17 protein-coding genes are annotated in these 12,168 nt (G+C 61.2%); 8 read left to right on the top strand and 9 right to left on the bottom strand.

Annotated elements, in window-relative coordinates; genetic code table 11:
* The first annotated feature begins 576 nt into the window (after nt 1-576).
* A complete protein-coding gene (locus tag NL154_RS03920; protein WP_434733615.1) occupies nt 577-1,422 on the top strand; it encodes a dienelactone hydrolase family protein in 846 nt (281 codons plus the stop codon).
* Between the two features lie 282 nt (nt 1,423-1,704).
* Here the strand turns inward: NL154_RS03920 and NL154_RS03915 are convergent, their stop codons facing one another.
* The 8 genes from NL154_RS03915 to NL154_RS03880 all read right to left on the bottom strand — a co-directional run bounded on the left by NL154_RS03915 (nt 1,705) and on the right by NL154_RS03880 (nt 7,521).
* A complete protein-coding gene (locus tag NL154_RS03915; protein ID WP_221146800.1) occupies nt 1,705-2,235 on the bottom strand; it encodes a YidB family protein in 531 nt (176 codons plus the stop codon).
* 140 nt (nt 2,236-2,375) lie between these two features.
* Nucleotides 2,376-2,717, bottom strand: a complete 342-nt coding sequence (locus tag NL154_RS03910) for a hypothetical protein (RefSeq protein WP_168302381.1) — start codon at nt 2,715-2,717, stop codon at nt 2,376-2,378.
* 133 nt (nt 2,718-2,850) lie between these two features.
* Nucleotides 2,851-3,654, bottom strand: a complete 804-nt coding sequence (aac(3), locus tag NL154_RS03905) for an aminoglycoside 3-N-acetyltransferase (protein ID WP_434733614.1) — start codon at nt 3,652-3,654, stop codon at nt 2,851-2,853.
* A 330-nt stretch (nt 3,655-3,984) separates the two neighbouring features.
* Entirely contained in the window at nt 3,985-4,992 is a 1,008-nt protein-coding gene (locus NL154_RS03900) for a DUF3618 domain-containing protein (protein WP_434733613.1), read from the bottom strand.
* A complete protein-coding gene (locus tag NL154_RS03895) occupies nt 4,992-5,408 on the bottom strand; it encodes a phage holin family protein (protein ID WP_434733612.1) in 417 nt (138 codons plus the stop codon). The genes NL154_RS03900 and NL154_RS03895 overlap by 1 nt, the downstream gene beginning before the upstream one ends.
* On the bottom strand, nt 5,401-5,967 hold the full coding sequence (locus tag NL154_RS03890; RefSeq protein WP_434733611.1) for a nutrient deprivation-induced protein: 567 nt from the start codon (nt 5,965-5,967) through the stop codon (nt 5,401-5,403). Before NL154_RS03890 ends, NL154_RS03895 begins: the two co-directional genes overlap by 8 nt.
* Before the next feature lie 97 nt (nt 5,968-6,064).
* Nucleotides 6,065-7,204 (bottom strand): sialidase family protein, encoded by a 1,140-nt coding sequence (locus NL154_RS03885; protein ID WP_434733610.1) that lies wholly within the window; start codon nt 7,202-7,204, stop codon nt 6,065-6,067.
* A 14-nt stretch (nt 7,205-7,218) separates the two neighbouring features.
* A complete protein-coding gene (locus NL154_RS03880) occupies nt 7,219-7,521 on the bottom strand; it encodes a hypothetical protein (protein WP_210628763.1) in 303 nt (100 codons plus the stop codon).
* A gap of 290 nt (nt 7,522-7,811) precedes the next feature.
* Between NL154_RS03880 and NL154_RS03875 the strand changes: the two genes are divergently transcribed.
* The 7 genes from NL154_RS03875 to NL154_RS03845 all read left to right on the top strand — a co-directional run bounded on the left by NL154_RS03875 (nt 7,812) and on the right by NL154_RS03845 (nt 11,770).
* Nucleotides 7,812-8,141 carry an ArsR/SmtB family transcription factor gene (locus tag NL154_RS03875; protein WP_210628764.1) on the top strand — a complete coding sequence of 110 codons (330 nt, stop codon included), beginning with the start codon at nt 7,812-7,814 and terminating at the stop codon, nt 8,139-8,141.
* On the top strand, nt 8,138-8,602 hold the full coding sequence (locus tag NL154_RS03870) for an SRPBCC family protein (protein WP_434733609.1): 465 nt from the start codon (nt 8,138-8,140) through the stop codon (nt 8,600-8,602). The genes NL154_RS03875 and NL154_RS03870 overlap by 4 nt, the downstream gene beginning before the upstream one ends.
* Before the next feature lie 41 nt (nt 8,603-8,643).
* On the top strand, nt 8,644-9,060 hold the full coding sequence (locus tag NL154_RS03865) for a GFA family protein (protein ID WP_221155424.1): 417 nt from the start codon (nt 8,644-8,646) through the stop codon (nt 9,058-9,060).
* 190 nt (nt 9,061-9,250) lie between these two features.
* Nucleotides 9,251-9,580, top strand: a complete 330-nt coding sequence (locus tag NL154_RS03860; RefSeq protein WP_210628766.1) for an ArsR/SmtB family transcription factor — start codon at nt 9,251-9,253, stop codon at nt 9,578-9,580.
* Complete coding sequence (locus NL154_RS03855) at nt 9,577-10,059, top strand: SRPBCC family protein (RefSeq protein WP_434733608.1); 483 nt, start codon at nt 9,577-9,579, stop codon at nt 10,057-10,059. The genes NL154_RS03860 and NL154_RS03855 overlap by 4 nt, the downstream gene beginning before the upstream one ends.
* Nucleotides 10,052-10,672 carry a glutathione S-transferase family protein gene (locus tag NL154_RS03850; protein WP_434733607.1) on the top strand — a complete coding sequence of 207 codons (621 nt, stop codon included), beginning with the start codon at nt 10,052-10,054 and terminating at the stop codon, nt 10,670-10,672. The genes NL154_RS03855 and NL154_RS03850 overlap by 8 nt, the downstream gene beginning before the upstream one ends.
* 201 nt (nt 10,673-10,873) lie before the next feature.
* Nucleotides 10,874-11,770 (top strand): alpha/beta hydrolase, encoded by an 897-nt coding sequence (locus NL154_RS03845; protein ID WP_434733606.1) that lies wholly within the window; start codon nt 10,874-10,876, stop codon nt 11,768-11,770.
* Here the strand turns inward: NL154_RS03845 and NL154_RS03840 are convergent.
* Complete coding sequence (locus NL154_RS03840; RefSeq protein ID WP_221146794.1) at nt 11,740-12,078, bottom strand: antibiotic biosynthesis monooxygenase family protein; 339 nt, start codon at nt 12,076-12,078, stop codon at nt 11,740-11,742. The genes NL154_RS03845 and NL154_RS03840 overlap by 31 nt on opposite strands.
* Between the last annotated feature and the right edge of the window lie 90 nt (nt 12,079-12,168).

The raw sequence follows: 12,168 nt of genomic DNA, 5'->3' as shown, positions 1-12,168 counted from the left end.
CTTTGCAGCGCAGAAATTGCCTTCGACGCCGGCTCGGATTTGGCGGAGAAAAATTGGTCAAACGTTGGGCCGAACGTCCCTCGACTCTCCGTCATCCCAGGGCTTGACCAGGCTTGACCCTGGGATCCATGGCCGCGACTAGTGGAGACCAGCGTGGATCCTCGGGTCAAGCCCGAGGAGGACGGAGCAAGAGGTGAGCGCTGTGCAAAACCCACGGTGATATTCGATGCCGCTGGCCGGAAAGCCCTGGCGAATGACACATGCAATCGAAGCGTCGCCGGCCTTCACCGTCGGATCACCTTTGCATTCAAATCTCGCAGCTTGGATTTACGGTAGGACTAAACGATCCGCCGGGGGGTGATCAAGGACTTTCAAGCGTAGAAATTCACTTCGACGCCGGTTCCGAATTCGTCAAGCGTTTGGCTAAAACGTCCCTCCACCCTCCGTAGGTGGTGCAGGCCACTTTTGAAAATCACGCCTCCCCCACCAATTGATAGCAGCAGACCGCCCCCGCTTTGCCAAGCGTCAGCTTCGGCGTACAAATAGCAGCCTGTCGATCACCCGATGGAGGCGTCGGTGAAAACTGCAGGACTTCTTCTTTGCCTCGTCACTTTTCTCGGCGTTCCCTTCTGTGCGGCCCCGGCCGATGCCGAGGAAGTGGTGCGGTTCGAAAGCGCGCCGGTGAAGCTCAGCCCGTTTCGCATCCGCAAGGCCCTCGAACAGGGAGAAATTCTCTCCCAATCGCCGGGCACGCCGCTGCTCGGCTATTTGTCCCGCCCTCCCGGCGACGGCCCCTTCCCGGCGGTGGTCCTTCTGCATGGTTGCGATCACCTGCGTTTGAGCGTCAAGGAGCTTTGGCCGAAACGGCTGGTCAAATGGGGCTATGTCGTGCTTGTCGTCGACAGCTTCACCACCCGCAAGCTCGACGATGACTGTCGAATCGCTCTTCCCGAGCAGGTCTTCGATGCCTATGGCGCTCTGGATTTCTTGTCGAAATCGAGCTCCGTCGATATCAGCCGCGTCGCCTTGATGGGCTTCTCGACGGGCGCCACCGCGACGCTCGACGCAACAAAAACCGAGGGAAACGAGCAGCTTATGGAGCACAAGTTCAAGACGGCAGTCGCCTATTATCCCGCCTGCGACGCAAATCGGGGCGCTCCGTCAGCACCGACCTTGATCCTGATTGGCGAACGGGACAATTGGAGCCGGGCCGACCGATGCCAGAAGAGCCTTGCCCGCCTTGGCGACGATGGCCCATCTGTTGAGCTCAACGTCTACAAAGGCGCTTATCACGATTTCGACGCCCCGGAGTTCACAATGGGCAAGAGGGTGCTGGGTCATATCGAAAAATACGACCCCGACGCCGCGGCGAAGTCCATGCGCAGCGTCTACGCCTTTCTTCGCAAGTACCTCTCCGAGTAGAGGTTGACTGGCGATCTGCCTCTGCTCATCCGCTAGCCGCGAGTTTGGCGCCAACGCACACCCCAATCTCTGTCATTCCAGGCCTTGAGCCTGGAATCCACGGCCGCCGCCGGTCGATGTCCGCGTGGTGGATTCTCGGGTCAAGCCGGAGGAGGACGGAGCGTGGGTTGAGTTCCATGGGAAATCCGGCGACGTCTCCGGAATGAGGACAGGGCGCCTCCCGATCGTTCCAGCAAACATGCGCCAGCTGTCTGCCGGCCGGGCGCCCCTCCACATCGCAGCCTAAATGTCGCTCGGCCGCCCTGACGTCGCCTGGCTTGCCGAGGACATGAACGCCTCCTCGGCGCTCGGCACTTTCCCCTCCGGCGTCAGATCGTCGACGGCCTTGGGAAGATCGCGGCTCAGCCGGCCGAGGATCTCCTGATGCGAGAGGCCGGTATTCCTGGCGATCTCGTCCAGGACATCCGGGCCGAGGGCTGTGGCAAGTTCGCCGTCATTGATGTCGGCATTCTGCCCGCGGCGCACCCAGGATTCCATCTTGTCGCCCTGGCCGTTCTGCTGAAAGGTTTTCAGGAGGTCGCCGAGGCCGCCGCTGACGATGCTGCCGGAGGTCAAGCCGCCGAGAAGACCACCGAGACCCCCGGAGCCGGCCAGTCCGCCGAGGATGCCGCCGAGGCCGCCTGATGGCTGGCCTCCGGCGCCGGCCTGCTGCGGGTTCTGGAAGCCCCGCAGGAGCTCCCGGATCTTGTCCCTGTTCTGGTAACCGGCAACGGCAAGAACGGCGAGAAGCGCCTTCATTTGACCGCTCATCATGATGAAATCCTCCTGTGGTGCTCCGTGGGTTCACGCCAGCCGGAGCGCTGAATGGGCGCAATGTTCACTATCGTGGAAAGCTCCCGCCGGCGGGCGCAAGGCCCCGTGCCGGCGGCATTCACGACTGTCTCAAGGCCGGCTCAGAGTTCCGGGCAGCCGCGCTGGTTGGCGAAGATCATCCGGTCCGGCCCGCGGCGCGTCATCCCCTCGACGACGATGCTGCGAGACGAGATGCGGACGATGTGGGCCCGGCGCAGGCCTTCGCTGCGGGCGATGTCAAGCGCATCGTCGGGATCGCAGCGGCGCGGGCCCCGACGGTCGTAACGGTCGTAGCGGTCGTAATCGCGATTCCGGTCATAGACGCCGACGCCGCCGGGACCGATGCGCAGTTCCATATCCTGGGCGGCGGCAATCGTCGGTGCGATCGTCAGGCCGGTCATCGAGGCCAGGCCAATCAACACGAACTGAAGAGACTTATGCATGGATTCCTCCCATGGCCTTTATTGCTTATCGCCATACCAACATCGCCGTCGGGATTTTGTTCCGTAAGGTTGGAGGAGCGGGCCCAGGGGAGAAGCAAGAGCCTGCACGGCAGCGCGGAGCCGCTCATCGTGATCAGGCTTGATGCTCCAGCCAGGCGACAGCGAAGCTGCAGATTGAAGCCGCATCGACCAGCACCGATGGCGCGTCTCCAACCAGGCCCTGCGCGCCCTGCCCGCCGGCAAGAAAGGCACTGACGATCCCGGCGAAGTAATCGCTTTCGAAGCCGGCCACGACGGGATCGCCGGTGTCGAATTCCTCGAGCATGCGCCACACCACGCCGGCCGGCGTGGCAAAGGGCACCTCATAGCGGCGCAGGCGCTTGTTCGGGATCTCAGCCAGGTGCTCGGCATGGTGGAGAAGTGTCATCGTGTCGAGCGGGGCTCCGGCCATGAGGACCTTGCCGCCGGCCGCCACGAGTTTGGCGAGCGGCGAGCCCTCGCCATAGCCGTAATCGAGCGGGTGGTCGGCGGTGAGCCAGTCGGCCCTGGCGCCGATCGCCACGACCGAGGCGCCCGGATTGCCGCTGCGCCGCGCCCCTGGCGTCGTTCGAAGGAATTCCGGGAATATGCCGTTATCGCGGATCGCCCGGGAGGTCGTGGGGTCGAAAGGCGCGATATGGTCGCGCCATTCGAAAGGAACGCGGCCGTTCTCGTCGAGCAGTTCGTCATAGGCGCCGTTCCAGTCCGTATAGGCGGCAATGGTGCCCGACGGGCCGACGACATCGCGCAGCGCATCGATGAACATGTCGGTGCCGTTCAGCAATCGCCCCAGCCTGCTCATGGCGGCATGAACCATCACCATGTCGCCGGCGTGAAGTCCGAGCTTCTCCAGATCCTGGCTGAGCGAGAGACGGGTGTGAAAGTGCGGAGCGGTCATCGGCCAACGATCATCAGGACGTGGCCCGGTGTCAATGCTCCCGGGCGGACTTCAGGACACCCTTGCTCGCGACGCCCTGCTGCCGCTCACGCGCCTCCTGCCTCCGCGCCGCGGTGAAAGCGCGGAACTCCAACCGTAGCCGGGACGATCGCAATCGGTCGCTGCTGGCTATTTTCGAGAGGAAGCAGCATCTCTTCCGCCAGACTGTCGCAGCCATCCAGATCCACAACGAGGACTCCATTTCGTGAACCACCGCTTTCAACGACATGAAGCTGATGGTCATCGATGACGGTCCGTGGAGCCTTCATGGGGCCGACCGGTATGGATCCTCTACCGCCGATCGGTTCCGCCGAGGCCATCCTTGCGATCTATGAAAGCTTCTGCTTCATCCACCACGCGTTCCTTGATGACATCATGAGCGTCGGACGCAACGTCCACGGCCTTGTGATAGACTTCCGACGCTACCTCTTTACCCTGCGCGAGGACGTCCTGGGCCTGATGGCTGAGGCTATCTCTCGTGCTATCTGCGGCTTCGCCGACCAACTCATCCTCGGTGTCGGTGTGGGGCAGCGCCGCGCCGATCGCCGCACCGACCGCGAAAGCCAGGGCACCGCCGACGAGCGGCTGGTCGCGGAAATGGGTGAGGATCGCCTTGTTGAGTTTGCTCGTTTGCTCTTGAAGACTGGTCGCCGCCGAAGAGGACCGGCTCGACAGCGAACTCGCCGCGTCAGACGCACGGGCGCTGAGGTCGCTCGCGGCGCTTTTCGCCTGCTCCCATTTCTCCGCCGCCCAGCCGGTTGCCGCGTCGAGCATTGCACCAGTCTCGTCGCTTATCTGATTGATCTGTTTTCCGCTAGCGTCGGCGAAGCCGCGATAGGTCTTGCCCGCCTCGTCCATGAAATGGCCGGCACGACCTCCTGTTTCGTCTGTCAACGCTTTCAACCTCTTGCCGGATTCATCGGCAAAATGGCTGTAACGGGCTCCGTTTTCCATTGCCGGCGGACCAATCCTGCGGACCCGGCCAGTCGCCGGATAAAGCGGGTATTCAGGATCCTTGCTCCAGGTCGCCACGCCTGATGACGGACTGCCTTTTGCCATGAGCCAGGCCAGGCTCACGCCCATCAGCGCGACCGGCAGAGGGTTCGCCTTGAGGGCGTGGCCAAGATTGCTGACACACTCTGCGCCGCCGCTTTCCTTGGCATATGCAATGACCTCATCGATGAGCTGGCCCGGCGACATCCGTTCCTGAATCGCGTCAATCCGATCTCCTATGCGGCGGCGGTCTTGGTCGATCTCCCACTGAAGCTCGGCCGATGATTTTTCCGTTGAATTTTCCATCAGATTTTGTCCTTCACAACATCAACGTCGCGGCGAAGCGAAGTCGCAGTACGATCCAGTTTCATGTTGTTGCCGCGAAGTGCGGCGAGGCCCCGGGAGACCAAGCCCCAAGCGATCCCGGCAATGATGATGCCGACGATCAGAGAGGCGAGCGCACCTGCAGTGGTCTGGGTAAAACCCTGTGTCACGAGGAAGGCCGCGAGACCGCCGACAAGCGCACTCAGCAGGACGCCGACTGCCCCGATCGCCAGGACCAATCCGAATAGGAGAACCTCCACGCCGCTGAGCGCCTGCGAAAGTTTTTCCGAGGCTTCCGTCTTGGCAAGGTCGATTTCCTTGCGGAGCAGGCCCGTGACATCACCCACGAGGCCACTGACGAGCTCGGAGAGGGGTGTGTTCTCTGAAGTTTTAGCCATTGTTCCCGCCTCCGGTCGTTGCGGCGCCGGGGCGCAGGCCAATCGACGGTTCGCGCGGCGCGGCAACTGTTTGCCTTTTCGCGGAGGCCGTCAGGAAGCGGCTTGCCGCCAGGCCCGCAAGTGCGGCGATCCCGAGAAAGGCGAGCGGTTGCTTGCGCCCGAAATCCTCGGCCATGGTGGCGATTTCGCCGATGTCCTTGCCTTCCATCCGCCGAGCGACGGTCTGCACGCTCCGCCCGATTTGCCTGGCGTATCGCCCGACCTCAGCCTGACCGGAGCTTTCCATTTCGGCGCCAGCTTTCTCAAGTGCCGTTGCAACGCCGCCAACCTGGCGAGCAGCGAAGCTGGTGCGTTCGGAAATGACTTCCTTGGCTTTCTCGACGGCCGTGTCGGCGCCTTCCTTGATCGCTTCCTTGGCGGTGGAAATGTCTTCGCTCACCTTCGCTTCCAGATCGGAAACGGACGTGCGCATTCCCGGCGAAGAACCAAAAGCTGGGGATGAGGACGGTGTCTGCGCCGTTGCGCTTCTTCCTGCCGGATCTGTGAAATCGTTTTGCATGTCTAACCTCCCATGTCGTGGCGGCGACTGCCGCAGCCCCGAACCACGGGTGCCCCGCTTTGTTCCGCGAATGCCAAACGTTCCGCTTCGGCATGGCTCAGATCTGCGACTGCAATGAAGCCGCGCCGTCCTCGGCTCCTTCTTGATCTTTGGCAGGCGTGACAATGGACGCTGCGACGTAACGCTCCTCTCCGTCGCCATCGTTGAAGTAGTAGACGGCGAGCAGGGATCCCTCACCGCGTTTTATCATCCTGGGATAACCGAGATCGGCCGTGCCGCCGTCGCTGCGGATGACCTTCTCGGCGCCCCATGTCTCGCCGTCATCGAAACTCATGCGCATCCTGATACCGAATGGCGGATCACGGTAACCGTAGACGAGCAGTAGCATGCCTTCGATCCGTCCAAGCGCTGGCGGATTGCCATTGCTGCCCGTGTCGCCGACGATGCAGCCTTCCCGCGTCCAGGTCTTCCCTTCGTCATGGGAGGTGAAGGCTTCAATCCAACCTTTGCCGCCGCCCCTCCCCATGCAGCGCGTCAAGGTCAGTATGGCGCCACCGGAAAGTGCCGCGGATGCCGGCATGATCGAATAGCCCTCAGGTTCCGGGCCGACAAAGCCTTGAAGGACGAAGCTGCGCCCGCCGTCCGCAGTGCGCGCGCAGAACACCCTGCCTTCCGAACCGTCCGCTTTGGAGGTGCTGAGCATGAAGAGCGCATGCTGCCTGCCAAGAGGCACGATATCGGTGCGCGCCGAGATCGGAAGGTGCAAACCGGTGAAACGATATGGACCCTGCCATGTCAGGCATCGATCCCTGCTGACATAGAACCAGCTGACAGCATCGCCCTCTACATCGGTTCTGGCGCACATGACGATCGTCTCGGGATCGAGAAAGTCTATGGGTTCATCCAGAACGCAGAGGTCATCACGAACCGACAGATGCGGGCGAATCTTGAGATCGGCCCTCAGGTGCTCGTCGGCCGAAAGCGAGAGCCCAGCGGGCACCTGGCCGCAGAACGGCTCGTCGATCCATGTCAGTCCGCCGTCCAGGCTGCGTGCCTGCCAGGGGACGAATGGATAATCACGGTCCAGTTCGTGCAATTCCCCCTTCGCTCCGAGTTTGCCGCGCGCGAAGACGACAACGATTTCCTCACCCCAGGACCAGAAACCATAATTTGCCGGCCAGGCTGCGAACTCGCCCTGTCTCCTGTAGATTTCAATATGGCGGAATTGCATGTCCATGGAGGCTTCCGCTGTCATAGGGTCTCGACTGGAAGTGCGCGCACGAGCAGTTCATCCTGGCCGAGCAGCCGTTCGAGTTCGCGACGGTATTGGCGCCACCACGCCCGATCGAGACTGCCCACCATGACTTCGATCACGATGACGGTATCTTCTTCAGTGCCCTCGTCATTGGACCAAAGCCCTTTTGCGGGGGAATTGAGATAGGCCGTCACACCGCCATGGCGCTCCGTCATCTCGCGCTGAATTGTCGCGATAATGTCTCCGATGTCGACCGTCGCTTGCGGCGCTGCCGGAATAAACAACTGAATCAAATGCATGTGGAATTCTCCTCGTCTCGCAAACTTCGCAGGTCTGACGAGGTTCCAGCCCGGCTCTAAATCTGGTGCGATGTAATGGTGTCGGCTCCGCGCCGAAATCGCCGATATCCGTCGGACAACAAGGAAAGCGGCAGCAGGCGGTGGTCGCCGTCGTGCAAGGTGCTCCGGCCGCGGTGGCGAGCCCAGACGCAATGTGCAGTCACAGGGCTGATCAAGGATCCCTTTTCAGATCCCGAAGACAGATACCAATTAGTCTTGACTCATCAATTAGTCACGGCTATTGTGTTTGCATGATCGAGACCACCCCAATTACGAGCGTCATGCGCGCCCTTGCCGATCCTACCCGGCGGGCGGTGTTCGAGCAGATCGTCCTCTCCAAGGAGATCACCGTCGTCGAACTGACACGGGCGAGCACCGTCACTCAGGGCGCCGTCTCGCAGCACCTCAAGGCGCTGAAGCAGGCGGGCCTGGTGGCCGAGCGCCCCGAGGGCCGCAATGTCTATTACCGCGCCGAGCCCGAAGGCCTTGCGCCGCTTGTGGACTGGATGAGCCATTACGGCACCTTCTGGCGCGAGCGTTTTGCCGATCTCAGAACCTTGCTGAAGGAAATCGATCCATGACCGACACCGCATTGAAGCCCGACACGCAGGAGATTGTCGTCGACGAAGTGTTCCCGCACGCGCCGGAAACAATCTGGAAAACGCTGACGTCAGCCGAGTTGATGGGCCGCTGGCTGATGATGCCTGAAGGATTCGAGCCGGTCGAAGGCAAGCGCTTCACCTACCAGACGACGCCGGCCGGCGCCTGGGACGGCACCATTCACTGTGAGGTGCTGGAGGTGAAGCCGAATGAGCGTCTCTCCTATGCCTGGAAAGGCGGACATGCCGAGAATGCCGGCTACGGCTCGCCGCTCGATACCGTCGTCACCTTCCTTCTCTCCAGGACGGAAAACGGCACACGGCTGCGTCTCGTTCATTCCGGCTTCCTGCTTCCGAGGAATGAAACCGCCTTCCAGAAGATGGGCGAAGGCTGGAAGAAGGTCGTGAAGAATATCGGCGCCCTCGCCGGCAGCGAGGACTGATCCGGCACCAGCCACATCACAAATTTGTTCAGGAGAAAGCGATGAGCAAGCCCTATACCGGCGGCTGCGCCTGCGGCGCCATTCATTACGAGATCTCGGCCGAGCCGATTGCGATGAACGATTGCCAGTGCCGCGACTGCCAGAGGACGAGCGGCACCGGCCACGGATCCTATCTGACCTTCCCGAGCCGCCAGGCGGTAAAGCTTGAAGGCGAGGCCAGCCACTGGCAGATGGTCGCCGACAACGGCAACGTTAAAACGCGCGGCTTCTGCCCGGCCTGCGGCGCGCCTGTTTATCTGACCTTCTCCTACATGCCCGATTTCTTCACCATCCACGCCGCCAGCCTCGACGAGCCGGAGCGATATCGGCCGCAAATGGCAACCTACACCGTGCGCGGCCTCGCCTGGGATCGGGTCGACCCCGATGTGCCGAACTTCGAAAAGATGCCACCGATGTGAGGCTGGCGTAGCGCCTCAAAATGGTGCTCTCGGGTGCTTGGTCGCGAGCGGGGAAGGGTCCGCTCACGACATCGTCGCTTGCCCAACAGGGGTCGAGTTTCTTCCTGTCATTGCCGAACCAGCATAAATTGCTTTTGACATTCCGTCGCACAGAATATAACCATTTGGCTATATAGCTAATTGGTGATTCATGGACGACAGGCTTGATGCGATTTTTTCCGCCCTCTCCGACCCCACACGGAGAGCAATTCTGGCGCGGCTTGCCAACGGCAAGGCGACGGTGGCCGAGCTTGCCGATCCGTTCGAACTGTCTCAGCCCGCCATCTCGAAGCACCTCAAGGTCCTGGAACAGGCCGGGTTGATCCGCTCCGGCCGGGAAGCGAATTCGCGTCCCCGCATTCTCGAGCCGGCAGCCTTGAAGACAATTGCAGATTGGATCGCCGATTACAGGCGTTTCTGGGATGAAAGCTTTGATCGTCTCGATGACTATCTGTCCAAGGTACAAGGAAACGAAAAATGACCAATCCAGAGACCGCAACAGACAACAGCCATGACCTGGTTCTCGTGCGAAAGTTCGATGCGCCCTGCGATCTCGTTTTCAGGGCATGGACCGACCCGAGAGCCTTGGCGCAATGGTGTGGGCCTCACGGTTTCAAGGCAGTGGGCGACAGGCTGGAAGCCTGGCCCGGCGGCAAACACCGCGCCTGTCTGATTGCCCCGGATGGAGAGGAGCATTGGGTCGGCGGAAAATATCTGGAGGTCGAGCCGCCGCACAGGCTTGTGTTCACACATGCCTGGGAGACCGGAACCGGCGAAACCAGCCCCGAAACCATCGTCACCATCACCTTCAGGGAAAGCGATGGAGGCACGGAAATGACTTTTCGGCAGAGCGGATTTGCAAGCGCATCCTCACTTGAGGGTCATGAATCCGGTTGGTCGCAAAGTTTCGAGCGATTGAACTCTTTTCTGGGAACCGCCGAAGGGCAAAATCATGGGTAAGGCGACGATGAAGCTCTACTATTGCGAGACGCTCAATCCGCGGAAGGCCTGCGCCGCCGCGCGTTTTCTTCAAGCCGACGTCGAGTTCGTCAGGGTTGACCTGGCCAGCGGAGAGCAGCGCACCGCGGAATTCCTGGCGCTGAACCCGAACGGAAAGGTCCCGGTGCTGCAGGATGATGCCGGAACCTTATGGGAAGCGAACGCCATCATGTGCCGGTTGTCTGACGCAGTCGCGTCGGATTTCTGGCCGCATGACCATCGGCAGACCGACGTGCTGCGCTGGTTGAGCTGGGATGCCAGCCATTTCACCCGGCACGGGGCAACGCTGTGGTTTGAAAGCTTGATCAAGCCGTTGTTCGGCGGGAACCCTGACCTCGCCCTGATCGAGGATGCGAAGACAAACTTTCGGCTCCATGGCCGGGTGCTCGACGATCATCTGGCCGCCAACAGCGTCGCCGTCGGGAAGACACTGACCGTGGCGGATTTCGCACTGGCAGCTGCACTTCCTTATGCAACCGCTGCCGACATCCCGCTCGCCGAATTCCGGCATATGCAAAAATGGTACGGACGGCTTGAAGAACTGGATGCGTGGCAAAACCCTTTTCCAGCCTGAGAAGCGCGAGCGAAGGGTTATTGCGAGCCTGAGAGGCGTTACCGCAGAGGTAATATTGAAGATTATCTTCGTATTTCGACATCTTCTCTTCAACAACGCTTTGTGCATATATTGACCCTTCGCCGAGAACGTCACGCCGCAACCGGCCGCGGTCGCCGCAAGGCGTCCTGGGAATTGCCAAACCGGCGGGTAGATTCTGTCGTGAGCACCACAAGATACTTGCTGATCTTGCCGCTGATGGCGGTCGTGGCCTACATGGCGATCGTGGCTCTGGTCTATTTTTCGCAGCGAAGCCTGCTTTATCCCGGAGCCGGCGCCGCATCTGGTGCCGAGGATGCGCGTTGGGGCGAGTCGGTCAACATTAGAACGCCCGACGGGGAGAAGCTTCAGGGACTGTACAGCCAGGGCGACAGCGACAAGCCCTGCGTGCTCCTCTTTTTCGGCAACGGCGACCGCGTCGACAATTACGCGTTTCTCGCACAGGCGCTGGCTGCACGCAGGATTGGATTGCTGGCGATTTCCTATCGCGGCTATCCCGGCTCGACCGGCTCACCCAGCGAGCAGGGCCTGCTGACGGACGGCATCGCCGCGTTCGACTGGCTTTCAGCACATGCCGGAAGCGAGATTGTTGTGCTCGGCCGGTCACTTGGCACCGGCGTTGCTGTGAACACGGCCGCGAACAGGCCGGCCGGGGGCGTCATCCTCGTGTCTCCGTACCTGTCGGTTCTGTCGGTTGCGCAGGCGCGCTATCCGTACCTCCCGGCTGAAATTCTTCTCAAGGATCCGTTTCGATCGGACCTCAACATAGGCAAGGTCAGACAACCGAAGTTGTTCCTCCACGGCCGGCTTGATGACAGCATCCCGCTGTCTTCAGGGCAGGCGCTGTACGAGATCGCACCCGAGCCCAAGCGGATGCTGATCTATGACCGCGCGGGTCACAACGATATCTTCAGCGATGGCCTGGTCGGTGACGTCATCCGTTTCGTGGAAGCGCTGAAAGGAAACGGTCCTGGATCCCGTCACGAACGGGAGCCGGTTCTCGGCGAGACCCGGTCTGAGGGCAAAGATCATCGCGGTGGTTCGGCTTCGAATCCATAAGCTCTTTCAACGAGCGCCACACGGATTTCATAACGCGTATACCAGTCTGCCCGGCCCCGGCGTTGCGCTTCGACGTGATCGACGACCGCTTTCCAGGCCCGGATGCTTTCTTCGTCCCTCCAATAAGAGTTGATGATGCCGAACCCATCAGCACGGCGGGCGCTTTCGAAACCCAGAAATCCGGGCTGCTGCTTTGCCAGTTCCACCATCGCAGCGCCGACGTCACCGTAGCCGTCCTCGACCTCCGTTCGTTGCGACGAGAAGCAGACGACGTAATAGGGCGGTGCAGGTAAGGTCGCGATAGACATGCCAAAACCTCGTTGCGACGAGTGGACATCTTTGCAACCATCCGTCGTGCGGTCAATTCGCAACCCAATACCGGCACAGGCTACGTCAGC

Source organism: Rhizobium sp. YTUHZ044 (assembly GCF_051123975.1).
In the GTDB taxonomy this organism is placed as follows: domain Bacteria; phylum Pseudomonadota; class Alphaproteobacteria; order Rhizobiales; family Rhizobiaceae; genus Rhizobium.
This window is presented reverse-complemented; position numbering and strand designations above follow the sequence as displayed.

Coding starts and splice junctions, on each gene's coding strand:
- NL154_RS03915 (WP_221146800.1), bottom strand. CDS start 2,235: ATGATGAGCGGTCAAATGAAGGCGCTTCTCGCCGTTCTTGCCGTTGCC.
- NL154_RS03910 (WP_168302381.1), bottom strand. CDS start 2,717: ATGCATAAGTCTCTTCAGTTCGTGTTGATTGGCCTGGCCTCGATGACC.
- NL154_RS03900 (WP_434733613.1), bottom strand. CDS start 4,992: ATGGAAAATTCAACGGAAAAATCATCGGCCGAGCTTCAGTGGGAGATC.
- NL154_RS03895 (WP_434733612.1), bottom strand. CDS start 5,408: ATGGCTAAAACTTCAGAGAACACACCCCTCTCCGAGCTCGTCAGTGGC.
- NL154_RS03890 (WP_434733611.1), bottom strand. CDS start 5,967: ATGCAAAACGATTTCACAGATCCGGCAGGAAGAAGCGCAACGGCGCAG.
- NL154_RS03885 (WP_434733610.1), bottom strand. CDS start 7,204: ATGGACATGCAATTCCGCCATATTGAAATCTACAGGAGACAGGGCGAG.
- NL154_RS03880 (WP_210628763.1), bottom strand. CDS start 7,521: ATGCATTTGATTCAGTTGTTTATTCCGGCAGCGCCGCAAGCGACGGTC.
- NL154_RS03875 (WP_210628764.1), top strand. CDS start 7,812: ATGATCGAGACCACCCCAATTACGAGCGTCATGCGCGCCCTTGCCGAT.
- NL154_RS03870 (WP_434733609.1), top strand. CDS start 8,138: ATGACCGACACCGCATTGAAGCCCGACACGCAGGAGATTGTCGTCGAC.
- NL154_RS03865 (WP_221155424.1), top strand. CDS start 8,644: ATGAGCAAGCCCTATACCGGCGGCTGCGCCTGCGGCGCCATTCATTAC.
- NL154_RS03860 (WP_210628766.1), top strand. CDS start 9,251: ATGGACGACAGGCTTGATGCGATTTTTTCCGCCCTCTCCGACCCCACA.
- NL154_RS03855 (WP_434733608.1), top strand. CDS start 9,577: ATGACCAATCCAGAGACCGCAACAGACAACAGCCATGACCTGGTTCTC.
- NL154_RS03850 (WP_434733607.1), top strand. CDS start 10,052: ATGGGTAAGGCGACGATGAAGCTCTACTATTGCGAGACGCTCAATCCG.
- NL154_RS03840 (WP_221146794.1), bottom strand. CDS start 12,078: ATGTCTATCGCGACCTTACCTGCACCGCCCTATTACGTCGTCTGCTTC.